The sequence below is a fragment of the Rhodomicrobium sp. R_RK_3 genome (assembly GCF_002198715.1).
GTDB lineage: Bacteria > Pseudomonadota > Alphaproteobacteria > Rhizobiales > Rhodomicrobiaceae > R-RK-3.
The window spans coordinates 73,761-96,295 of the sequence record NZ_MWLK01000021.1 but is presented as its reverse complement, the minus strand read 5'-3'; the positions used below and the strand labels follow the sequence as shown (position 1 = coordinate 96,295).

The window sequence follows — 22,535 nt, the reverse complement described above, 5'->3', positions numbered from 1 at the left end:
ATCAATCCTTGCGGGCGAAACAGTTTTTCATACCGGCGGTCTGGAGCTGTTTGCAAAGCTCCTCGGCGTCGGTCTTGCTCTCCAGCGGACCAACCAGCAAGCGGTACCAGACGCCCTTGTCGCCCAGATCGACCTTGCGCACCGACGGCGAATGATTGCCCAGCACGCCGGCATATTTCTGCTGCAGGCTGGCAAAGGCCGTCATGGCCGCGTCCTGATCGTTGCGGGCGGCGATCTGGACGAAGAAATTGCCCGTACCGCCGGCGGATTCGCTGATCGAGGGTGCGGGCGCTTCGGCGACGGCTGCCGCGCGCTGGCCCGGAGCCTGCCGGACGCGCTGCGGCGGCGCCGCCGTCGGCAGCCGCTCGGAATCGTCTACGCCCGGCACGTCGCGGGCCGACGATGCGGTTGCCTCCGACGTCACCACGATGCCCTGCGAAACGCTGTCCGGCGTGGTCGGCGGATTGGCGGCGAGGCGCTGCGTGCTCGGGCGCACGGCCTGCGGGCTGCCATCGGGGCCGAAGGTCATGGTGCGGACGGTGCGCGGCGCATCCGGCGAAGCTGCCTTGCCCGATGCGGCCGTGGGCTGATCCTCGTCCTTCTGCGCCTTCAGCGCATTCTCGATGCGCTCCTCCAGCGTGCCGCCGGAGCTCACCACTCCGCCGGTCGAAGCGCCGGAAAGCCTGGAACCGCCCGCTTCGCCATCGGAAGCGCCGGCGAGGCGTTCGTAAATCAGCTTGCTCTTATTGGGAAAATCGCGCCCGCCCGGCTCGGTCGGCTCTTCCTTGATCGGGCGGTTGTCGGCCGAGATCAGCGACGGACCGTCGCCATCGGCACTGCCATTGCCGCCAGACTTATAGAGGAACGCCAAACCGCCGCCGGTCACGATCGCGCCGAGCAGCACGGCGGCCATCATCCGCTTGCGTCCGCCCCGGCGCTCGGCCGGATAATCCTCGCCGTCATAATCGTCCTCGTCGGCGAAGAAATCGGCGTCCAGATCATCGTCGGGCACGGTTGCCGGCGGGTGGAAAGGACGCACGGAAGCAGGCGGCGGCGCCTGCTCGAACTTGTCCCAATCGGAATCGTGCTTATCGTCGAAACCGGAATTGAAGGTCTGCGTGCCGTGATGGCGCTGCGCCGGTTCGGAACCGAAGCCGGAATGGCTGTCCACGCCGAAATCATGGTCGTGGTCATGATCGTCGAAGGAGCCGCGAAAGCGGTTCTGCGCAGGCGGCGCCGGCTCCGGCTCGGGATCCGGTGCGAAGAAACGGTTATGCACCGACTGCACGTCGGGGCCGGCCGACGGCTCGTCATGCGGCGGATAGAAGCTCGGAAACTGGTTCGCGCCCTGATCCTGATAGGGGTCCTGCTGACGCCAGTCATTCTCGTAGCCGCGCTGCGAGGAGGCCGGCGCGTAAGGGTCACTCGGGCCGGAGGCATAGGGATCGCGCGATGGCGGCTGCGGCGGGGTGCGCGGGAACGGATCGGAGGTGGGCATGCTGCGCGGCGGCGCGGGCGGTGCGCTGCGGGGGGTATCCTCCCATTCAGCGCGCTCCGGCCGGGCCGGCGGGCGGCGCTCGGGAGCGGCGTAAGCCTCGGGACGATAAGCGGAAAAGGCCGGCTGCTGCGGTTTCTCCTGCGGCGGCTGCGGCCGCTCGGGACGCGCCTGCGGCGGTTCGGGCTGTCGATAGCCTTCATAGCGGTCGTCGCGAGGCTGGGCGGGGCGTGCGCCGCGCGATGGCTGCTGCTGCGGCTGAGACGATGGATAGTCACGGTTGCCGGGTTGGCCGCGCCGGAACCCTCTTGGATCGTCAGACATAGACATGTGCAACTGTTCCTTTGCCCTGAACCCCGCTTGGCCCAAGCGGAGCTAAGTTTCAGCGCATCTCAGAAATTGGTTGAACGCCCAAAATGCCAAGGCCCGACCGTATCACCTGCGCGACGGCCACGACCAGCCCGGCGCGCGCCCTGGTAATCTCCCTATCGGCATCGATAATGAAACGTAAATGTGGCAACTCTTTGCCACGGTTCCATAATCCATGAAACTCGCTCGCAAGTTCATAGAGGTAGAAAGCGATGCGATGCGGCTCATGTGCCTCGGCTGCAGACTCGATGATTCTGGGATAATGCGACAACCGTTTTACAACGGCAAGTTCCGCCTCATCCTGCAATAACTCGAGCCGGGCGCCGGCGAGGTCTTTTCCACTTGTTTCTAGTTTGGGCGCTAATTCCTGGACATTACGCATAACGGATTGTGCTCTTGCATGTGCGTATTGCACGTAGAACACCGGATTGTCCCGGGACTGCTCGAGCACCTTGGCGAAATCAAAGTCCAACATCGCGTCATTTTTGCGGTGAAGCATCATAAAACGCACCGGACCCGGTCCAACTTCATCGACCACTTCACGCAGGGTCACGAATGACCCGGAACGTTTTGACATCTTAACCGGCTCGCCGGCCCGGAATAAACGGACCATCTGGCAGATCTTAATATCCAAATCCGCATCGCCATGGCTCAAGGCGGCGACGGCTGCGTTCATTCGTTTAACATAACCGGCGTGATCCGCACCAAAAACATTGATCATGTGTGCAAAGCCGCGGCGCAGCTTCGACCGGTGATAGGCCATGTCCGAGGCGAAATAGGTATAGCTGCCGTCCGACTTGACCAGCGCCCGGTCGACATCGTCACCGAAATCGGTGGCGCGGAACAAGGTCTGCTCGCGCTCCTCCCAATCGTCGGGAAGCTTACCTTTGGGCGGCGCGAGCATGCCCTCATAGATCAGCCCCTGCTCGCGCAGATCCTCGACGGTTTCCTCGACCTGATTGGGCTTGCCCTCGACCAGCGAGCGCTCCGAGAAGAAGACGTCGTGATGGATGCCGAGCGCGGCGAGATCGGTGCGGATGAGATCCAGCATCATCTCGATGGATTTGGCGCGCACCAGCGGCAGCCAGTCGGCCTCGGGCATATTGTGCAGGCGCTTGCCGTATTCGGCCGCCAGCGCCTCGCCGACCGCCTGGAGATAATCGCCCGGATAAAGCCCTTCCGGGATCGCGCCGATATCCTCGCCGAGCGCCTCGCGGTAGCGCATGAAGGCCGAGCGGGCCAGCACATCGACCTGGGCGCCGGCATCGTTGACGTAATATTCGCGCGTCACCGCATGGCCGGTGAAGGCGAGCAGGTTGGACAGCGCATCGCCGAACACCGCGCCGCGCGTATGGCCGACATGCATCGGCCCGGTCGGGTTGGCGGAAACATATTCGACATTGACCTTGGCGCCCTGCCCCCGCGCCGAGCGGCCGTAATCGTCGCCCCCCTCCAGGATGGATTTCAGCAGGCGCGGCCAGAATTCCGGCTTCAGCGTGATGTTGATGAAACCGGGCCCGGCGATGTCGAGCTTGGCGATGTCGGGGTCGGCTTCGAGCTTCCTGGCGAAATGGGCGGCGAGGTCGCGCGGCGCCATCTTCGCCTGCTTGCCGAGCACCATGGCGGCGTTCGAGGCGATGTCGCCGTGGCTGGCATCGCGCGGCGGCTCGACGGTCAGCGAGGCGGTATTGCTGTCGGCCGGCAGCACGCCCTCGGCCTTCAGCGCCTCGGCCGCCTCATGAAACCGCGCCTCGAAATGGGTAAAGATATTCATGCTGCAATTGCCGATGTCTTTGAGTGTGAACGAGCCAGATGGCGCTTGGTACCCGCTAACGCAATCGCGGCGTGTCGTCAAATAGACCCCGATGGGTGTCGAGCGCCAGCCGGTCGGTCATGCCGGCGACGAAGTCGGAGATGACGCGGCCCTTGCGGTCGCCGATGGCTTTTTCGCGCCAGCCTTCGGGCAAGTCCTCCGGATGCGCCAGGAAATGGTTGAACAGCTCCGTCACGATTTTCTGCGCGCCGTTCATGATCTCCTGCACGCGCGGGTGAAAATAAAATTCTGCGAACAGGAAGCGGCGCAACTCGGCCATGTCGCGCTTCATCTCCTCGGAGAAGGCGGCGACGGGATGTCCGGCATTGCGAATGTCGTCCGCCGATTTCGGGTCCAGTTCGGCGATGCGGCGCAGCGTTTCGTCGGAAAGGTCATGCACCATGGCGCTGATCAGCCGGCGGTTGACCTCGTAGATCAGCCGGTTGACCGGCAGCGCGCCATGCTTGGCCTCGACCTCCTGGATGAAGCGGCCGGCCAGCGGCACGTCGCGCAGCTTGTCGATGGCGATCAGCCCGGCGCGCAGACCGTCATCCAGATCGTGGTTGTTATAGGCGATGTCGTCGGCGAGCGCGGCGACCTGCGCTTCGAGCGAGGCATGGCTGGCGAGATCGAGATCGTGGGTCGCGCCATATTCGACGATGGCTTGCGGCAGCCCCTCGGCGGCGTAGCGCGGCGTCGGATTGCCGGCGGCATCGAGCAGCGGACCATTGTGCTTGACCAGCCCTTCAAGCGTTTCCCAGGTGAGGTTCAGTCCGTCATAGGACGCATACCGGCTCTCCAGCTTGGTGACGGTGCGCAGGCTCTGGGCGTTATGATCGAAACCGCCGAACGGCTTGGCGACTTCATGCAGCGCCTCCTCCCCGGCATGGCCGAAGGGCGGGTGGCCAAGATCGTGGGCGAGCGCGATGGTCTCGGCCAGGTCCTCGTCGAGCCGGAGGATGCGGGCGAGCGTGCGCGCGATCTGCGCCACTTCAAGCGAGTGGGTGAGGCGGGTGCGGTAATGGTCGCCCTCATGATAGACGAAGACCTGGGTCTTATAGGTGAGGCGGCGGAAGGCCGAGGAATGCACGATGCGGTCGCGGTCGCGCTGGAAGGGGGTGCGCAGCGAGCAGCCGTCTTCCACATAGAGCCGGCCACGGCTCGCCTGGGCCGCGCAGGCATAGGCCGCGACGAGCCGGTCAGCGTAACGAGGCTGGATCGACATCGGCAAATTCCCGTCTCCTGCTTCCGTGAAGGCCGCCTCCCGCAGCCGGCATGGAATGATTGACAAAAGCCCCCCAATCCCCACTTGCATAGAGGCAATCGACTCTGACGGCAATTTATGTGATTCGGTGGGTAGAATGACGACACCCGTTCATGTGACAGACCGCGCGGCGCGGCGCATCTCCGAGATCATCGCGGGAGAAGCTGCGGCGACGATGCTCCGCGTCAGCGTCAAGGCAGGCGGCTGCACCGGCTTCCAATATGCCTTCGACCTCGTCGCCGACCGCGAGAACGGCGACCATGTGATCGAGAAGCAGGGCGCGACCGTGCTCATCGACGAAGTCTCGATGCCGTTCATGAACGGCTCCGAGATCGACTTCGTGGATGACCTGATCGGCGCCTCGTTCAAGATCACGAACCCGAACGCGACGGCCTCCTGCGGCTGCGGGACGTCGTTCACGATCTGACGCGGCGAAGCGCGCGCGCTCCTGCGCGCTGTGGACCGCCGCCCTTGAACCCATGGCACGACCAAGCTCCCTCTCCCGTGAGAGAGGGCTACAAGAATCAAGCTCCTTTTCGTCGTCCCGGACGCCGCGAAGCGGTGAGCCGGGACCCAATGGCCCATCGGCCAGCACTGCGGAATTTCGTGACGCGAGTGGGCCCCGGCTCTAACGGCCGGGGCGACGGCCTGTGGATGGTCTCTAAGCGACCACTCCAGCGGCAGCCGCCTCGCGGCGTCGCGTGCGCTGGATCATGGCGATCAGCCCCAGCAGCGCCAGGGCAGGCAGCGCGAACAGGAACGGCTCGGGCCGCTCGGCATCGACAATCACGCTGTCGATCTTGTCGCCCTGGCGCAGTTTCAGCCGCGCCGCTTCCGATCCCGGCCGCACGCCCGTCACCATCGGCTCGCCGCCCATCGGCAACAGCATCAACCCGGTCGCGCCGAACTTCTCACGCGCATCGCCGGACTTGCCGAGCGTCAGCCGGACGGTCTTCAGCACATCATCGCCGGCGACGTCGGTGGACTGGATGTTCAGCCGCACCGCCGAGCCCGCTTCGGTCTCGCCGATCACCCGGTCGAGCTCCGCGGCGGGCAAATTCCGGGTCGGCGGAAAGATCTGGTCCATCCAGAAATTCGGCCGGAACAGCGTGAAGCATACGAGCAGCAGCGCGGCGGTCTCCCATGAGCGGCTGCGGGTGAGGAAAAACCCCTGGAAGGCCGCGCAGAAGGCGATCATGGCGACGATGGCGCAGGCGATGACGATCACCATGTTGACGATGCCGCCGGTGTCGATCAGCAGCAATTGCGGATTGAAGATGAAGATGAACGGCAGCAGTGCCGTCCGGGCCTCGTACCAGGTGGCCTGCCAGCCGACCTTGATCGGATCGGCGCCCGCGATGGCGCCCGCCGCATAAGCGGCCAGTCCGACCGGCGGCGAGACGTCCGCCATCAGCCCGAAATAGAAGACGAACATATGGACGGCGATCAGCGGCACGGCGAGGCCGTTCTGCGCCGCCAGTTCGACGACGACCGGCGCCATCAGCGTCGCCACCACGACATAGCTTGCCGTGGTCGGCAGGCCGGTGCCGAGCAGGATGCAGATCACCGCGACCAGCATCAGCATCACCACGATCTGGCCGCCGGAGAGATATTCGACGATCTCGGTCATCACCAGCCCGACGCCGGTCAGCGTCACCGCCCCGACCAGAATGCCGGCGGTTGCGGTCGCGATGCCAACGCCGATCATGTTGCGCGCTCCGGTCTCCAGCCCGGCGATGACATCGCGAGCGCCGCGCTCGAGATGTCGGGCTAAACCACTCTCGCCGCGAAAGAATGCTGTCAGCGGACGCTGCGTCAGCACCACCGCCGCCATGGCAACGACGCCCCAGAAAGCCGCGAGGCCGGGCGACATCTCCTCGACGATCAGGCACCAGATCAGCACCGTGACGGGGATGAGGTAATGCAGGCCCGTGCGCGCGCTGTCATAGAAATCGGAGGCAACGAGTGGCGTGGTCAGGTCCTCCTCAGGCAGATCGTGGCTCTTTGCCCGCAGCCAGACGCAGGCGATATAGACCACGCCGCCGAGCACAATCGTCACCAGCCCGGACGATTCGCCGAACAGGGTTTTCAGCCAGCCGAGGCCGAAATAGACGGCATTGGCGAGAATGACGAGGCCGCATAGCGTCATCACGGCCTTGATCGCGGAATCCTTCAACGTGCGGCGGCGCGTCGAGGCGACGCCCTTCATCCCGGCCTTCATGGCTTCGAGGTCGACGACATAGAACAGCGCGCCATAGGTCAGCAGCGCGGGGATCAGCGCGTGCATGCAGACCTGCGCATAGGAAATGCCGACATATTCGGCCATCAAGAAAGCGGCTGCGCCCATCACCGGCGGCATGAGTTGTCCGTTGACGCCGGCGGCGCATTCGATGGCGCCCGCCTGCACCGGCGTATAGCCGACGCGCTTCATCAGCGGGATGGTGAAGGTGCCGGTCGTCACCACATTGGCGACCGACGAGCCGGAAATCATGCCCGTCAGGCCGGAGGAGACGACGGCCGCCTTGGCCGGTCCGCCGCGGAAGCGTCCGAGCAGCGCGAAGGTGACGTGGATGAACCAGTTGCCCGCCCCGGCTTTCTCCAGCAGCGCGCCGAACAGCACGAACAGGAAGATAAAATTGGTCGACACGCCCAGCGCGACGCCGAAGACGCCTTCCGAGGTGATCCAGAAATGCGAGGCGGCGCGGGACAGCGAGACGCCCTTATGCGCCAGGAGGCCGGGCAGCCAGGGGCCGGTGAAGACGTAGATCAGCGCGGCGATCAAGATGACGGGCATCCAGGGCCCCTCGGCGCGGCGCGAGGCTTCGAGCAGGAGCACCACGCCGATGGCCGCCATCACCGTGTCGGCGGTGGTCGGCAGGCCGGGGCGCATGGCGATCTCGCGGTAGAAGACGACCAGATAGAGCACCGAGACGATGCCGGCGAGCGCCAGCAGCCAGTCCATCGTCGGGACGCGGTCACGCGGCGAGCTGGCGAAGGCGGGATAGGCGAGGAAACAGAGCGCGAAGGCGAAGCTGAGATGGAAGGCGCGGGCTTCGCCGTCATTGAAAATGCCGAAATTCAGCACGTAGGGAAGCGGCGAGGCGTACCAGAGCTGGAACAGCGACCAGGAAATGGCGAGGAGGGTCAGGAACTTGCCGACAAGGCCGCCGGGACGCCGCCCGCCGAGATCGGATTCGGCGACCAGTTGCTCGAGCTCGGCGCGCGAGGCGACCGGAGCGGCGGTGTCATCGGCCATGTCTGCCCCCACAATCCGTCATAAAAGCAAGGCGGCCCTTAAGCCGCCTCGCCGTTTCGCCTCTGGGCTACATCCAGCCCTTTTCCTTGTAATATTTCACTGCGCCGGTGTGCAGCGGCGCCGACAGGCCGTTCTTGATCATCGCCTGCGGATCGAGATTGGCGAAGGCCGGATGCAGCTTCTTGAACTCGTCGAAATTGTCGAACACCGCCTTGGTTAGCAGATAGACGACATCGTCCGGCACCTTGGCCGAAGTCAGCAGCACCGAGACGACGCCATAGGTGCTGGTCGGGTTGGGATTGGCGCTGTACATGCCGCCGGGGATGGTCGCCTTGGAGAAATACGGCTTCTCGGCAACCAGCTTGTCGATGGCCGGGCCTTCGAGCGGGACGAGCTTGGCGCCGCAGCCGGTGGTGGGATCCTGGATCGCCGCGGAGGGGTGGCCGACGCCGTAGAAGAAGCCGTCGATCTTGTTGTCGCAAAGCGCGGTGCCCTGCTCGTCGGCCTTCAGTTCGGAGGCGAGCGAGAAATCGGTGGTCTTCCAGCCTAGTTCCGTAAGCAATTCCTCCATCGAGGCGCGGGTGCCCGAACCCGGATTGCCGATATTGAAGCGCTTGCCTTTGAAATCCTCGAATTTGGTGACGCCGGCTTCCTTGCGCGCCAGCACGGTGAAGGGCTCCGGATGCACGGAGAACACGGCGCGCAGATCGGCGACCGGTCCCGCATCCTTGAACTGGCCAAGGCCCTTGACGGCATTGAACTGCACGTCGGATTGCGACATGCCGAATTCCTGGTCGCCCGACTTGATGGCGTTGACGTTGAAGACCGAGCCGCCGGTCGATTCAGTCGAACAGCGGATCTTGGTCGTCGCGCGGTCCTTGTTCAGCAGGCGGCAGATGGCGCCGCCGACGGCGTAGTAGACGCCGGTCACGCCGCCGGTGCCGATGGTGACGAATTTCTGCTGGGCGGAGGCCGGAGCCGCCAGAGCCAAGGCGAGGGCAGCGGCACCCGCAAATGCGGTTATCTTCATGATCTCGTTCCCCTTTTGATGGACAGCATGCAATCCAGCCCGGCGAGCCTACTATAGGCATCACGCGGATTTGAACTGTTTTCCCGCCTGGGGGAGAATTTTATGCGCCTGGATGGCGCCCTCCGGACCGGGAAGCCTCGGTCCGCCTGTCGCTCAAGGCATCAGCGGGATGCCATCCCGCACACGGTGTCCCGCTCATTGCACCGCCTGACCGCTTGCCTTGAACAGCCCCCATTTCAGTTTCTGGTCGCGTGCCGTGTCCATCAGCACGATGGCCGTGAGGCAAAGCAGCAGCACCTCGGCGGCGGGGCCGGCGAGCCAGATCCCCTCTTCGCCATAAGCGGCGGGGAGCAGGAAGATCAGCGGGATCGCGAAGCCATAGGGCTTTGCCAGGGCGAGCAGCGCCGCCCGGCGGGGATCGCCGATGGCTTGGAAATAGGTCGCGATCATCGCCAATGGTCCGGCCGCGAAGAACATCGCGACGATCACCGGCATGATCCGCGCCACCTCACCGGCGACCTCCCCGTCGCTGACGAACAGGAGGGCGATGGGATGGGCGAAGCCGATGAGGATGATTTCCACGGCGAGGCAATAGATCAGCGCGATGGTGACGCCGAGCCGCAGGCTTTCATCCGACCGGTGCCAGAGACCGGCGCCGTAATTGTTGCCGGCGATCGTCTGCAAGGCGTGGGCAAAGCCCAGCAGCGGCAGGAGGACGAAGGTCATGATGCGGGTGATGATGCCGTAGGCGGAGACGGTGGCGTCGTAGCTGCTGGTCGCCTCGATCTGCAAGGCGGTGATGATGGCGGCCGAGATCAGCGCGATCCCGATGAAGTTCAGGCTTTGCGGAGCGCCGAGCGCCAGGATCTGCCGCCAGCCTGTCATCGGGCTGTAGCGAAGGAGTGCGGTCAGCCTCAGCTCGGTCCGGCCACTCAGGCGAAAGCCGAGGATGATGGCGAGTGCCAGGGCGTTCGCCATGACCGTGCCATAGGCGGAGCCCGCGACGCCGAGGCCGATCTGCGCGATGAGGAGGTAGTTGAAGCCGATATTGGCGAGGGACGCCAGCAGGCTCATCGACGCCATGAAGCCGATGCGGCCTTCGCTGCGCAGCGCATCGAAACTGACCGAGAGCAGGAAGGTGAGCGGCGCATAGAGCACGACGATGGCCAGATAGCTGTGGCCCATGGCAGCGAGCGGCGCCGAGCCGCCGGCCGCCAACAGGGCCGCCTGGCGCCCGAATGCCAGGAACAGCAGGATCAGGCCGCCGCTGATGGCGATCGCCAAACCGTGCGCGCCGGCGAAGATCGCCCGCGCTTCATCGAACCTGCCGCCGCCCAGCCGCCGCGCGATCAGGCTCGACATGCCGCTGGTGACCAGCGAGGTCAAGGCGACAATCAGCATGTAGACCGGAAACATCAATGTGACGGCGGCAAGAGCGTCCGGCCCGACGAAAAAGCCGAGGAAGATGGCGTCGACGACGGTGTGCAGGCCGTGCATGCTCATCACAAGGATGATCGGGAGCGCGGTCCTTGCGAAGATCGCGCCGAGCGGGCCATGGATAAAAACGTTGTTGGCGACGGCGTCGCGCGGCATCCGGTTCTCCTGCTCTGCCCATGCGGTGACGGCGAATGGCTCGCGCCCAGCATCCCCCCGAATTGTGTGGAGATTTGGAGAAAGTCAGAGGAAACAAAACTTTACCGGGAATTATGAACTTGCGGCGATCTCGGGCGCCGGGGTGCCTGGGAGACAGGCGGCGGCCGTCTCGTTTTGCCCAACGTGCCGCCAGCCGGGCCCCGAATCCCGCATGAAGGGTAAGGGTTGCTACAATGCAACTAATTAGGTTATTGTTTTGTAAGCGAAGTTTTTTAGTCGGACTGCAATGGCGCAGTCAGCGGAGTTGTTGCCGTGATTAAAGCCTTGATTCGAGATCAGATCGTGCTGACCGATGTCTATCTCAGCCGTGTGGCTGAGCGCATCACTAACCAGCGTGTACGCACCTACCGGACTTCGGGAGATGCGAAAGACTTAGCTGAAAAGCGGCTTCAAAAATACATAAAGAATTACGAGCAGATGGAAAACCACCGCTCCATGCTTCAGAATTGCTTGAATGCGGCGATGATTAACTCAGCCAGGCCGAGCGAGTATTCTTCAGATTTGGCGAGCCTGGCGGCACGCCTGGCCTTCCCCCATGCCGAGCGCTGAGCGCGCGCCCCGCGCCCGGCCGGGAACCGCCGGGCCCTAAACGGCCGGACGCTCCTTTGCCGGCGCGCTCTTGCCGGTCACCCGGCGCTCCAGACGGCGGACGCCGGTCAGGATCGCGACGACCAGCGCCACCGCCATGATGGCGATAGTGTAGAGCCCCGCGCCGCAGGCAACGCCGAGCGCGCCGGCGAGCCACATGCTGGCCGCCGTCGTCAGTCCCTTGACGCTGCCGTCGCCGCGCAGGATCGTGCCGGCGCCGAGAAAGGCGACGCCCGCCGTCACCGCCTCGACGATGCGGATCGGGTCCATGCTGGCGGCCGGGTCGATGCTGCGGAAGGCGTGGAAGATCTCGAAGGTGATGATGGTGAACACCGCCGCCGCCAGCGACGTCAGCATATGGGTGCGCAGGCCCGCGGGCCGATCGCGCATCTCGCGCTCCAGCCCGACGATGCCGCCGGCCACCGAGGCGAGCACCAGCCGCAATGCGATTTCCATTTCCGGCGCGTGGGTGCGGGTCGAATCGAGTAACGCGGTCCAGCTCATCTTGCGGCTTTTCTCCCATTGCTGACGTTTTGTGCCGGAGGGAACCGCCGCAGGGCGAGATCGTTCCGGGCGCGAACCTTTTCCCGGCCTGGCCCGTTATTCCGCATCGCCGGGCGAAAATCGCCTGCGTTTATGCCAAACTATCCCACGCCGTCCCGCTGACCCCTTGGAGAAGACCGCCATGCGCACGCTCACGCCTGAAGGCGAACGGATTGTCGGAGAGATCGCTCAGCGCCACGGATTGAGCGTCGACGCGGTGAGGACGCTGCTCGAAGCGGTCGCCAATGGCGGCGGCACGATGGCGCAGTTCAACCATCCCGAACTCGGCGGCGGCGGCCAGTGGCTGCGCGGCGGCATGACCATGGTCGGCGACATGTTCAATCATGGGCTGAAGGCGAAGGTCGACGCGGTGTGCTCGGAGCTGTCGGAATTGCTCGGCCGCGACCCGTTCGGCGCGGCGGCCGGGAGCTTCCAGTCGCAGTCGCAGAGCGGCGGCGCTGGATATGGCGGCGGGGCGAGCGTGTTCGTGCCGCAATCGGGCGGCGGCTCCGGCCATTGGTGGCCGGGTGACCTTGGCCAGCCGGCGGCGACCGGCGCACAGAATTCGGTGCGCTACGCCTATTTCCCCGACCGGCAGCGGCTGGCGATCGACATTGGCGGCCGGGTGGAGGTGTTCGACACCCTTGACCACTCGATCCAGGGTTTTGGCCAGCAGCAGAGCGGCGACGCCTCGATCAGCTTCACCAGCCAGCACGGATTGGTGCGGGTGGAGAGCCTTCCCCGCGTCGATGATGGCGGGCGCCAGGAGACGCTGCGATCGGAGTGGCGCACGGCCGAGGCGACGCCGGACTGGCAGTCGAGCGTGCCCGCATCGGCGCCGCGAAGCGAGATGCGGGCGCCGGAATCCGCCGTGTCGTCCGACGCGATTTTCGCCGCGCTCGAACGCCTCGCCGAGCTGAAGGAAAAAGGCGTGCTGACCGCCGAGGAGTTCAGCGCGAAGAAGGCGGAATTGCTGAAGCGGCTTTAGAGGGGCGGCGGGACGCACCGATCAGATTTCGGCCTGCCGCACGGCCTTGTGCGAGGTCTCGTCGGGGCGGCTAGCAAGCCTCAGCAAGACATAGCCAAAGCCCGCGCAGGCCAGAGATCCGACCAGAACGCCAAGCCGGACCGGCGCTTCGTAGGCGCCGGTCGAAAATGCCAGCGAGCCGATGAACAGGCTCATCGTGAAGCCGATGCCGGCGACCGCCGAGACGCCATACAAATGCAGCCAGTGGGCATTCTTCGGCATCGGCGAAATCCGCAAGATGATCGCCAGCCAGAGCATGCCGAATATGCCGATCTGCTTGCCCGCGAACAGGCCTAGCGCGATGCCGAGCGTCACCGGCTCGTAAAGGCTTTCCAACCCGATGCCTTCGAAGGAAACGCCCGCATTGGCAAAGGCGAAAAGCGGCAGGATGGCGAAGGCCACCCACGGATGCAAGGCATGTTCGAGATCCTCCAGCACGGTGCGGTCTCCGTCGCCTGCCGGCGCCAGCGGAATGGCGAGCGCCGTGATCACCCCGGCGAGGGTGGCATGGACGCCGGATTTTAGCACCAACACCCAGAGCACGATCCCGACGAGGAGATAAGGCAGCGTCGATGTCACCCCGCGCAGATTGAGCGCGACGAGGGCCGCAATAGGCACAAGCGCGAGCAGAAGCGCTTCATGCGACAGGCCGCCGCTGTAGAAGAAGGCGATGATGACGATGGCGCCGAGGTCGTCGAAGATGGCGATGGCCAGCAGCAGGATCTTCAGCGAGGCCGGAACCCGGTTTCCCAGGAGCGAGAGCACGGCGAGGGCAAAAGCAATGTCGGTAGCCGCGGGAATTGCCCAGCCGTTCAAGCTCTGCGGCAGGCCCCAATTGATGCCGATATAGATCAGCGCCGGCGCCGCCATGCCGCCGATGGCCGCGAGGCCCGGCAGCACCACCTGCGAGATGCTCGACAATTCGCCGATCTTGAATTCTCGCTTGATCTCGAGGCCGATCAGAAAGAAGAAGACGGCCATCAGCCCATCATTGACCCAAAGGATCAGCGGCTTGGCGATATTGAGCGCGCCGATCTGGATCGCGCCGGGAATTTCGAGGAAACTGCGATAGGCGCCGCTGAGCGGGCTGTTTGCCAGAAGGATGGCGAGGAGCGTCGCCATGACCAGCAGAACGCCGCCAGCCTGTTCAAGCCGCAAAAACTCGCGGATCGCGTCCGAGGCGCGGCTGACAGCGGCCATAATCAGGTTCCAAGCGGCTCGTGTGACGCATTAGGAACCCGCGGGCAGGGCTGCCCGTTCCCTGGCGGCCTCGGACGCAAGCCGGCCGCCCGGAACGGAACACGAGATCAGCCGAAGGTGCGGATGTCGACGAAATGCCCGGCGACCGCCGCCGCTGCGGCCATGGCCGGCGAGACCAGATGGGTGCGGCCCTTAAATCCCTGGCGGCCTTCGAAATTGCGGTTCGAGGTCGAAGCGCAGCGCTCGCCCGGGGCGAGCTTGTCCGGGTTCATGGCGAGGCACATCGAGCAGCCCGGCTCGCGCCATTCGAAGCCGGCCGCGATGAAGATCTTGTCCAGACCCTCTTCCTCGGCCTGCGCCTTCACGAGGCCGGAGCCGGGAACCACCATCGCCTGCACCTTCTCATGCACGCGCTTGCCTTCCAGCACCTTCGCCGCCGCGCGCAGATCCTCGATGCGGCCATTGGTGCAGGAGCCGAGGAAGACGCGGTCGATGGCGATGTCGGTCATCTTGGTGCCCGGCGTCAGGCCCATATAGGCGAGCGCCCGGTTCATCGAGGCGCGCTTGCCCTCATCCGCAATCGCCGCCGGATCGGGAACCGCGCCGGTGATGGCGACGACGTCCTCGGGGCTGGTGCCCCAGGTGACGATCGGCGGCAGGCTGGCCGCATCGAGACGCACTTCGCGGTCGAAAACCGCGTCGTCATCCGAACGCAGCGTCGCCCAATAGCGCATGGCGGCATCCCAGGCGGCGCCCTTCGGCGCGCGCGGGCGGCCCTTGATATATTCGAAGGTCTTTTCGTCGGGCGCGATCAGCCCGGCCCGTGCGCCGCCCTCGATGGACATGTTGCAGACCGTCATCCGGCCTTCCATCGACAAAGCGCGGATGGCTTCGCCCGCATATTCCATGACATAGCCGGTGCCGCCGGCGGTGCCGATCTCGCCGATGATGGCGAGGATGATATCCTTGGCGGTGACGCCCGGCGGCAACTGGCCGTCGACCGTAATCCGCATGTTTTTGGCCTTGGCCTGGATCAGCGTCTGGGTGGCGAGCACATGCTCGACCTCTGACGTGCCGATGCCATGCGCCAGCGCGCCGAACGCGCCATGCGTCGAGGTGTGGCTGTCGCCGCAGACGATGGTCATGCCGGGCAGGGTAAAGCCCTGCTCCGGGCCGATCACATGCACGATGCCCTGGCGGACGTCGCGCTCATCGTAATATTCGACACCGAAATCATGCGCATTGGTCGCCAGGGCCTGGACCTGCACCAGCGATTCGGGATCATCGATCCCCTTGGAGCGATCGGTGGTCGGCACGTTGTGGTCGACGACGGCGAGCGTCTTTTCCGGCGCGCGCATCTTGCGGCCGGATATGCGCAGGCCCTCGAAGGCCTGCGGGCTGGTCACCTCATGCACGAGGTGGCGGTCGATATAAATGAGGCAAGAGCCGTCCGGCTGTTCATCGACCAGATGATCGTCCCAGATTTTGTCGTACAGCGTCTTGCTCATCTCAAATCCTATTTTTTTTCAGTCGTTGCGTCTTCTTCGACCGGAACTTCGTTGACGGTCGATTCGGCCATCAGATTGCGTGCCTGGCCGGCCCAATCCTCGCGCTCGAACCGGCCGCGCAGGACCAGATGATCGTCGAGGAAGGCGATCTCTTCGTCGGTCAGGTTGGCGATCTGGGCGAAGGTGATGATGCCGAGGTCGTTCAGCTTCTTGCCGTAGACGTCCTCGATGCCCTTGATGGCCTTGATGTCGTCCGGGGCGCCCTTCGGCTTCTTGAACTTGATGATCTTTTCGCGGGCGGCCTGGGCCTTGGCGCGCGCGTCGGTGCGCTCGGAGATGCGGGCCGCCTTGCCGCGCAGGCCGCGGAGATAATAGAGCTTTGCCCGGCGGACCTTGCCGCGGCGCACGACCTCGATCGAATCGATCAGCGGGGAATGGATCGGGAAGACGCGCTCGACGCCCTCGCCATAGGAGATCTTGCGGACCGTAAAGCTCTCCTGCAGGCCGCCGCCCGAGCGGCCGATGCAGACGCCTTCATAGGCCTGGACGCGTTCGCGCGTGCCTTCGACGACCTTGACGTTGACCCGGACGGTGTCGCCGGGGCTGAAATCCGGGACGCGCCGCTTGGCCGTAAGCTCGGCAACGTAGTTTTTCTCAAATTCCTGAATAATGTTCATGGCTGTTGCCCTTTGCTTGGCCAGCTTGCCGGTCGCGCCGATTTCGCTGCGCTTGAATTCCTTTTTGACGGGCGTAATGCCGCGCCAAACCGGCATCGACCGCAAGAGCTTGCTCGCAGGCGCCGGCATGTCGGGAGACTGGGCATGTGATAATCCATAAAATCGCGCTTGTCGATGCCCTTGGGCGCCAAGAATGAACGCCTTGTGAAGGGTGCGACGTCTGGGTTGCGCCTGCCCTTATGTTTCATCGCCGCCGCCGGATTTCAACAGGTCGGGCCGGCGGGCGCGGGTGATTGCTTCGGCTTGGGCCCGCCGCCATTTGGCGATCCGTCCATGATCGCCGGACAGAAGGATATCCGGGATGCTACGGGTTTCCCATTCGCGGGGGCGGGTGTAGTGGGGGTACTCGAGCAAGCCGGACTCGAAGCTTTCCTCCGAGGCCGACGCCGCCGCACCCATGACGCCCGGCAGCAGCCGCAGGGCCGCGTCGATCATCGCCATGGCCGCCAGCTCGCCGCCGGAGAGCACGTAATCGCCGAGCGAAATCTCCTCGGCCTGCCGCGCCTCCAGCACGCGCTGGTCGACGCCCTCGAAGCGGCCGCAGAGCAGCAGCATCCCCTGCCCTGCGCTGAGCGCCCGGACGCGGCGCTGCGTGAGCGGGGTGCCGCGCGGCGAGGGATAGATCAGCGGCAGGCCCGGATGTTTGGCGCGCGCCCCGTCGATAGCCGCGCCGAGCACATCGGCCCGCATCACCATGCCCGGGCCGCCGCCCGCCGGGGTGTCGTCGACCGAGCGGTGGCGGTCGGTGGCGAAGTCGCGGATGTCGATGGCGTCGAGCCGCCACAGCCCGGTCGCCAGCGCCTGCCCCGCAAGGCTGAGGCCGAGCGGGCCGGGGAACATTTCGGGGAAGATGGTCAGGACGCAGGCGGTCCACATGGTCAGAGCCGGAGTTTGAGGCCTTCATGACTGGCCGTGAAGCCGAGCGCGCCGTAGAAGGCAATGGCCTCGGCGCGGCGCTTGTCGGAGGTGAGCTGCACCAGGACGCAGCCGCGCTCGCGGGCGAGGTCGATGGCGTGGCGGAGCAGCGCCTTGCCGATCCCGGCGCCACGCTGGCCGGAACGGACGCGCACGCCCTCGATCTGCGCGCGCTCGCCGCCGGAATAGGTGAGGCCGAGCAAGTAAGTCAATTGCAGGCAGCCGACGATTTCGCCGCCGGTTTCGGCGACGATGATCTGGTTGCGCGGGTCCGCGTCGATGGCCTCGAAGGCGCGGATATAGGGCTCGGGCAGCTCGCTGAGCCCGGCCATTTCGCGGTTTTTGCCGAGCGGGTCGTCGGCCAGCAGGGCGATGACCGCCGGCAGGTCGGCGCGGGTCGCCTCGCGGAAGGAGAGGGCGGCTTCGGCGTCATTCGTCCTTGTCATCGATCTCCTCCGGCAACAGCACGGTGACCTGTCGCGCCTCGATGTCGACGACCGGCACGGTGGCCTCGGTGAAGGGCACGAACAGCGTCTGGCGCGCATCCGGCGAGCGAATCTCGAGCAGATCGCCCGCGCCGAAATTCTGCACCGCGACGATTTCGCCGATGGGGGCGCCTTCGGGCGAAACGGCGGCCATGCCGATGAGATCCTCGTAATACCACTCATCCGGATCGGGCTCGGGCAGTTTTTCGCGCTCGATATAGAGTTCGGTGCCGCGCAGGGCCTCGGCAGCGTCACGGGTGGAGATGCCGGCGAGTTGCGCGGTGACGGCGCCGCCTTTCAGCGGACGCAGGCTGCGGATGGTGAAACTGCGACCGGCCGGGTCCGTCAGCGGGCCGTAGGCGGCGATGTCCTCGGGCGCGGCGGTGAAGCTGTTGATCTTCACCTCGCCCCGCAGCCCGTGCGCGCCCGCGATGCGTCCGAGCAGCACGAGGCTGCTGGTCGCGTCGCTGGATCGGCCGTTGGTTTTGTCCATCGGGTAGCCCTGAGAGCGCAGAAGGAGCGCCGCTTGTTTCCCTCTCCCAGTGGGAGAGGGTGGCGCGCTGAAAGCGTGCCGGGTGAGGGGGTTACAAACTATCGGTGAGGCATTACCCCCTCACCCCAGCCTTTCCCCATGGGAGAGGGAGTCCGGCCGTGCCCGTGGTGCGCGGCGTGGGGAAAGGGAGCAGCCACCGAATCTCGTTCTTGGCGCGTCGCGGCTCGCGGCTGGCGGATTTCCGCCCGACACGCGCCACGTCAGCGGGCGACCGCTTACGCAGCCGCTTCGCCGGCCGCGTCCTCGGCCTTCTTGCGCTTCTCCTCGACGCGCTCGAGCGCCTTTTTGCCCGGCTTGGCCTTGTTCGGATTGCTGCGCGCCTCGCGCTTCTTGATGCCCGCGGCGTCGAGGAAGCGCAGCACGCGGTCGGTCGGCTGCGCGCCGACGGAGAGCCAATGCTTGACGCGCTCTTCGTCGAGCACGACGCGGTCGGGGCTGTCCTTGGGCAGGATCGGGTTCCACGATCCGATGCGCTCGATGAAGCGCCCATCGCGCGGCGCGGTCGCCTCGGCGACGACGATGCGGTAATAGGGCCGTTTCTTCGCGCCGCCCCGGGCAAGTCTGATTTTCAGTGGCATGTGTTGGTTCCTGTTATTGTAAATTCAAATTTCCCGAAATCCCCGCGAAGGCGGGGATCCAGTACTCACGGCGTCGCAATTTCCGGATAGAGATCGACCCAATTCGGATTCTCCTCTTCGATCAGTCGAACCTTCCAGCTACGATCCCACTTCTTAATCTGCATTTCGCGCAAGACCGCCGCGTCCAGATCATCAACCGACTCGAAATAAACGAGCCGGTCCACCCTGTATCTCTTCGCAAAGCCATCAACGGCGCCTTGCTTGTGCTGGTAAACGCGGGCGGTGAGGTTGCTCGTTACCCCCACGTACAGCGTGCCGCCAAGACGGCTTGCGAGGATGTAAACGTAGCAGGGTGCCTTGCCCATTTTGATGCACAGTCACGCCAGCACCACCGGGGTTACTGGATCCCCGCCTTCGCGGGGATTTCGCAGAAGGGAAGAGCGTTCGCCCATCACTTCTTCTTCCCCGGCAGCCCCGGAAACCCGCCGCCCATACCCGGAAACCCCTTCGGCAGACCGCCCAGCCCAGGCAATCCCGGCAGGCCGCCGCTCGGCAGCCCGGCACCCGGCAAACCGCCCAGGCCCCCCGGCATCTTGCCGCTCTTGACCGCCTCCAGCATTTCCGGCGTCACTTCCGGGGGCAGGCCGCCGCCGCCCATGCCGAGCATTTTCGCCAGACCGCCCTTGCCCTTCGAGACCGACTTCATCATGTCGGCCATCTGGCGGTGCATCTTGATCAGCTTGTTGACCTCCTGCACGCTCGTACCGGAGCCGGCCGCAATGCGCTTCTTGCGGCTCGCCTGCAGGATCTTCGGGTTGCGGCGCTCCTTCGGAGTCATCGAGGAGATGATGGCGGCCTGCTGCTTGAACATGCGGTCGTCGAGATTGGCGCCGTCGAGCTGCTTCTTCATCTTGCCGATGCCGGGCAGCATGCCCAGGATCGAGGACATGCCGCCGAGCTTCTGCATCTGCTTGAGCTGGTCGGCCAGATCCTGCAGGTCGAACTCGCCCTTCTGCATCTTGCGGGCGGTCTTCTCGGCCTGCGCCGCGTCGATGGTCGCCGCCGCCCGCTCGACCAGGCTGACCACGTCGCCCATGCCGAGGATGCGGCCAGCGACGCGCTCGGGGTGGAAATCCTCGAGGCCATCGATCTTTTCGCCGGTGCCGAGCAGCTTGATCGGCTTGCCGGTGACGGCGCGCATGGACAAAGCGGCGCCGCCGCGCCCGTCGCCGTCGATACGGGTGAGAACAATACCGGAAATGCCGATTCGTTCGTCGAAGGTTCGCGCCAGGTTCACGGCGTCCTGGCCGGTCAGTGAGTCCGCGACGAGCAGCGTCTCATGCGGATGGGTGGCGTCGCGGATCTCCACCATCTCCGCCATCAGCGCCTCGTCGATATGGAGGCGCCCGGCAGTGTCGAGCATGACGACGTCATAGCCGCCGAGCCGTCCCGCCTCCATCGCCCGGCGCGCGATCTGCGGCGGCGTCTGGCCGGCGACGATGGGCAGCGTGTCGATGCCGTTCTGCTCACCGAGGATTTTGAGCTGCTCCTGCGCGGCGGGCCGGCGCGTGTCGAGCGAGGCCATCAGCACCCGCTTCTTGTCGCGCCCGATCAGCCGCTTGGCAATCTTGGCCGTCGTCGTCGTCTTGCCCGAGCCCTGCAGGCCGACCATCATGAAGGCGAAGGGCGAGGCAGCGTTGAGGTCGAGCGGTTCGGCGTCCTTGCCGAGCGTCGCGACCAGCTCGTCATGCACGATCTTGACGACCATCTGGCCGGGGGTGACCGACTTCACCACCTCGCGGCCGACCGCCTTCTCTCGCACCCGGTCGGTGAAGGAGCGCACCACTTCGAGCGCGACGTCGGCCTCGATCAGGGCGCGGCGCACTTCCCGCATGGCGGTCGCCACATCCGCCTCGGACAGGCTGCCGCGCCCGGTGAGCTTGTCCAAGATGCCGGAAAGGCGTTCGGAAAGGGTGTCAAACATCTTTCAACCTTGCTCCCGTGTCAGGTGTCACAGACCTAGGGAGCGCCGGAGGCCTGAGCAAGTTCGCGCAATGCATCGTCCAAACAAAAACGCATCCGCGGGCGAGCATCGCTGGCGGATGGGATGCGCCTTGCCTCCCGGCCTGCGGCCATGTGCAAGGTTCACTGAAAAGCGTCGGCTTTCAGATTGCGAATATGTTTAAGCCGGTTCCGGCCCGGGCGTCAACCGCGCAAACTCCCGGATGGGCCTCATTTCGGCTCCGGGGGCGGCGCGTGCTGCGGCCGCGCCAGCCGGCCGCGCTCGGTGATCAGCACGGTGACGAGGGCGCAGAGCACCAAAGCCGTGATGCCGATGGAGAGCGGGCGGAGTGTGCCGTCGAAGGACTGGCCGATCAAATAGCCGAACACCGCACCCGACGCGGTCGTATAGAAGCCGATGAAGGAGGAGGCGGTGCCGGCGATATGGCCGACCGGCTCCATGGCCATGGCGTTGAAATTGGGGCCGATCAGGCCGAAGCAGAAGAACACCGTCGCCATAAACAGGCCGAAGGCGATCAGCGGCGGCGCTTCCGGGAAGCCGAAGGCGGCGACGATGCCGCAGGCGGTGGCGAGCGCCAGCAGCGAGACATGCGAGACGCGCCGCATCCCGATCCGCTCGACGAGCCGGGCATTGATCAGCGACGCGACGATCATCGCCGAGGCGATGGCGCCGAAGACGATCGGGAAGCTGGTGCCGAGGCCGTAGACGACGACGAAAATCTGCTCGGCGCTCGCGACATAGCTGAGGAGGATGCCGAAGATAAAGCCGAAGGCGATGGCGTAGCCTGCCGTCTGGCGCTGGGTGATGATGGCGCGGATGGCCTCGAAGAGCCGGGCGGGCGACAGCGGCAGCCGGTAGCCGGCGGCATGGGTTTCGGCGAGCCGCAGCCAGGACCAGACCAGAATGATGAGGCAGGCGAGCAGCAGCACCGCGAAGATCGCGCGCCAGGGGGCCGCCAGCATCACCGCCTGCCCGATCGAGGGGGCGAGGATCGGCATGGCGATGAACACCATCATGACGAAGGACATGACGCGCGCCATCCGCCGCCCGGCGAAGCGGTCCCGGACGATGGCGATGGCGAGGATGCGCGGCGCGGCGGCGCCGAAGCCTTGCAGCACGCGGGCGGCGAACATGGCCGTTGCGCTTTCCGCGAGCGTCGCCGCGACCGAGCCGATGGCGAACAAAGCGAGGCCGAGATAGAGCGGGCCCTTGCGTCCAAAGCGGTCCGAGAGCGGGCCGAAGAAGGGCTGACCGGCCGCGAAGCCGGCCAGATAGAAGGTGATGATGAGCTGCCGGTCATTGCCGGCCTCCAGGCCGAGATCATGGCCGATTTCGCCCAGAGCCGGCAGCATCATGTCGACGGAGAGGGCGGTCAGCGCCATCATCAGCGCGATCAGGCCGACGAATTCGGGAAAAGGTTGCTCTCGGCTGGCGAGCGCGGCAGGCGGCGGCGTGGTTGTTTGCAGCATGATCCATGCGAACGTGTTTCGGACGCGCC

General features: G+C 65.3%; 19 protein-coding genes and 1 pseudogene. 3 read left to right on the top strand and 17 right to left on the bottom strand.

Annotation, left to right across the window (positions count from 1 at the left end):
* Position 1: 1 nt before the first annotated feature.
* Genes BLEFHOIH_RS11370 through BLEFHOIH_RS11360 form a run of 3 tightly spaced genes read right to left on the bottom strand, consistent with a single transcriptional unit; the run spans position 2 to position 4,902 of the window.
* On the bottom strand, positions 2 to 1,825 hold the full coding sequence (locus BLEFHOIH_RS11370; RefSeq protein ID WP_088345470.1) for an SPOR domain-containing protein: 1,824 nt from the start codon (positions 1,823 to 1,825) through the stop codon (positions 2 to 4).
* A 52-nt stretch (positions 1,826 to 1,877) separates the two neighbouring features.
* On the bottom strand, positions 1,878 to 3,638 hold the full coding sequence (argS, locus tag BLEFHOIH_RS11365; protein ID WP_088345468.1) for an arginine--tRNA ligase: 1,761 nt from the start codon (positions 3,636 to 3,638) through the stop codon (positions 1,878 to 1,880).
* Positions 3,639 to 3,693: 55 nt separating this feature from the next.
* The gene (locus tag BLEFHOIH_RS11360; protein WP_088345466.1) at positions 3,694 to 4,902 is read right to left on the bottom strand and encodes a deoxyguanosinetriphosphate triphosphohydrolase; all 1,209 of its coding nucleotides are present in this window, start codon (positions 4,900 to 4,902) and stop codon (positions 3,694 to 3,696) included.
* Between the two features lie 136 nt (positions 4,903 to 5,038).
* On the opposite strand from BLEFHOIH_RS11360, the gene BLEFHOIH_RS11355 reads away from it, so the two are divergent.
* Positions 5,039 to 5,368 (top strand): iron-sulfur cluster assembly accessory protein, encoded by a 330-nt coding sequence (locus BLEFHOIH_RS11355; RefSeq protein WP_088345464.1) that lies wholly within the window; start codon positions 5,039 to 5,041, stop codon positions 5,366 to 5,368.
* 234 nt (positions 5,369 to 5,602) lie between these two features.
* Here BLEFHOIH_RS11355 and BLEFHOIH_RS11350 read toward each other — a convergent pair whose 3' ends face one another.
* The 3 genes from BLEFHOIH_RS11350 to BLEFHOIH_RS11340 form a co-directional block, all read right to left on the bottom strand.
* A complete protein-coding gene (locus tag BLEFHOIH_RS11350) occupies positions 5,603 to 8,197 on the bottom strand; it encodes a TRAP transporter permease (protein WP_088345462.1) in 2,595 nt (864 codons plus the stop codon).
* A 67-nt stretch (positions 8,198 to 8,264) separates the two neighbouring features.
* A complete protein-coding gene (locus tag BLEFHOIH_RS11345) occupies positions 8,265 to 9,227 on the bottom strand; it encodes a TAXI family TRAP transporter solute-binding subunit (RefSeq protein WP_088345460.1) in 963 nt (320 codons plus the stop codon).
* A gap of 195 nt (positions 9,228 to 9,422) precedes the next feature.
* Positions 9,423 to 10,820: an MATE family efflux transporter gene (locus BLEFHOIH_RS11340; protein ID WP_088345458.1), complete on the bottom strand. Its 1,398-nt coding sequence runs from the start codon at positions 10,818 to 10,820 to the stop codon at positions 9,423 to 9,425.
* A gap of 312 nt (positions 10,821 to 11,132) precedes the next feature.
* Here BLEFHOIH_RS11340 and BLEFHOIH_RS11335 point away from each other — a divergent pair, with 312 nt between their 5' ends.
* The gene (locus BLEFHOIH_RS11335) at positions 11,133 to 11,429 is read left to right on the top strand and encodes a hypothetical protein (RefSeq protein WP_088345456.1); all 297 of its coding nucleotides are present in this window, start codon (positions 11,133 to 11,135) and stop codon (positions 11,427 to 11,429) included.
* Between the two features lie 36 nt (positions 11,430 to 11,465).
* Here the strand turns inward: BLEFHOIH_RS11335 and BLEFHOIH_RS11330 are convergent, their stop codons facing one another.
* Positions 11,466 to 11,972, bottom strand: a complete 507-nt coding sequence (locus tag BLEFHOIH_RS11330; RefSeq protein WP_088345454.1) for an MgtC/SapB family protein — start codon at positions 11,970 to 11,972, stop codon at positions 11,466 to 11,468.
* Between the two features lie 181 nt (positions 11,973 to 12,153).
* On the opposite strand from BLEFHOIH_RS11330, the gene BLEFHOIH_RS11325 reads away from it, so the two are divergent.
* A complete protein-coding gene (locus BLEFHOIH_RS11325; protein ID WP_088345846.1) occupies positions 12,154 to 12,999 on the top strand; it encodes an SHOCT domain-containing protein in 846 nt (281 codons plus the stop codon).
* 21 nt (positions 13,000 to 13,020) lie between these two features.
* On the opposite strand, the gene nhaA is transcribed toward BLEFHOIH_RS11325, so the two are convergent.
* The 10 genes and pseudogenes from nhaA to BLEFHOIH_RS11275 form a co-directional block, all read right to left on the bottom strand.
* A complete protein-coding gene (gene nhaA, locus BLEFHOIH_RS11320; protein ID WP_088345452.1) occupies positions 13,021 to 14,238 on the bottom strand; it encodes a Na+/H+ antiporter NhaA in 1,218 nt (405 codons plus the stop codon).
* A gap of 107 nt (positions 14,239 to 14,345) precedes the next feature.
* Positions 14,346 to 15,746: a 3-isopropylmalate dehydratase large subunit gene (gene leuC, locus BLEFHOIH_RS11315; RefSeq protein WP_088345450.1), complete on the bottom strand. Its 1,401-nt coding sequence runs from the start codon at positions 15,744 to 15,746 to the stop codon at positions 14,346 to 14,348.
* A gap of 335 nt (positions 15,747 to 16,081) precedes the next feature.
* Positions 16,082 to 16,423 (bottom strand): annotated as a pseudogene (gene rplS, locus BLEFHOIH_RS27605) (50S ribosomal protein L19); the annotation flags it as partial.
* Between the two features lie 237 nt (positions 16,424 to 16,660).
* The gene (gene trmD / locus BLEFHOIH_RS11305) at positions 16,661 to 17,359 is read right to left on the bottom strand and encodes a tRNA (guanosine(37)-N1)-methyltransferase TrmD (RefSeq protein WP_088345448.1); all 699 of its coding nucleotides are present in this window, start codon (positions 17,357 to 17,359) and stop codon (positions 16,661 to 16,663) included.
* 2 nt (positions 17,360 to 17,361) lie between these two features.
* Positions 17,362 to 17,844, bottom strand: a complete 483-nt coding sequence (locus tag BLEFHOIH_RS11300; protein WP_088345446.1) for a GNAT family N-acetyltransferase — start codon at positions 17,842 to 17,844, stop codon at positions 17,362 to 17,364.
* On the bottom strand, positions 17,828 to 18,376 hold the full coding sequence (gene rimM, locus BLEFHOIH_RS11295) for a ribosome maturation factor RimM (protein ID WP_088345444.1): 549 nt from the start codon (positions 18,374 to 18,376) through the stop codon (positions 17,828 to 17,830). Before rimM ends, BLEFHOIH_RS11300 begins: the two co-directional genes overlap by 17 nt.
* A gap of 275 nt (positions 18,377 to 18,651) precedes the next feature.
* Positions 18,652 to 19,014, bottom strand: coding sequence for a 30S ribosomal protein S16 (rpsP, locus tag BLEFHOIH_RS11290; RefSeq protein WP_088345442.1), 363 nt, complete (start codon positions 19,012 to 19,014; stop codon positions 18,652 to 18,654).
* Positions 19,015 to 19,079: 65 nt separating this feature from the next.
* On the bottom strand, positions 19,080 to 19,379 hold the full coding sequence (locus tag BLEFHOIH_RS11285) for a GIY-YIG nuclease family protein (RefSeq protein WP_088345440.1): 300 nt from the start codon (positions 19,377 to 19,379) through the stop codon (positions 19,080 to 19,082).
* 86 nt (positions 19,380 to 19,465) lie between these two features.
* Entirely contained in the window at positions 19,466 to 20,998 is a 1,533-nt protein-coding gene (gene ffh, locus BLEFHOIH_RS11280) for a signal recognition particle protein (protein ID WP_088345438.1), read from the bottom strand.
* Between the two features lie 248 nt (positions 20,999 to 21,246).
* Positions 21,247 to 22,506, bottom strand: a complete 1,260-nt coding sequence (locus BLEFHOIH_RS11275) for a multidrug effflux MFS transporter (RefSeq protein WP_088345436.1) — start codon at positions 22,504 to 22,506, stop codon at positions 21,247 to 21,249.
* Positions 22,507 to 22,535 lie beyond the last annotated feature (29 nt).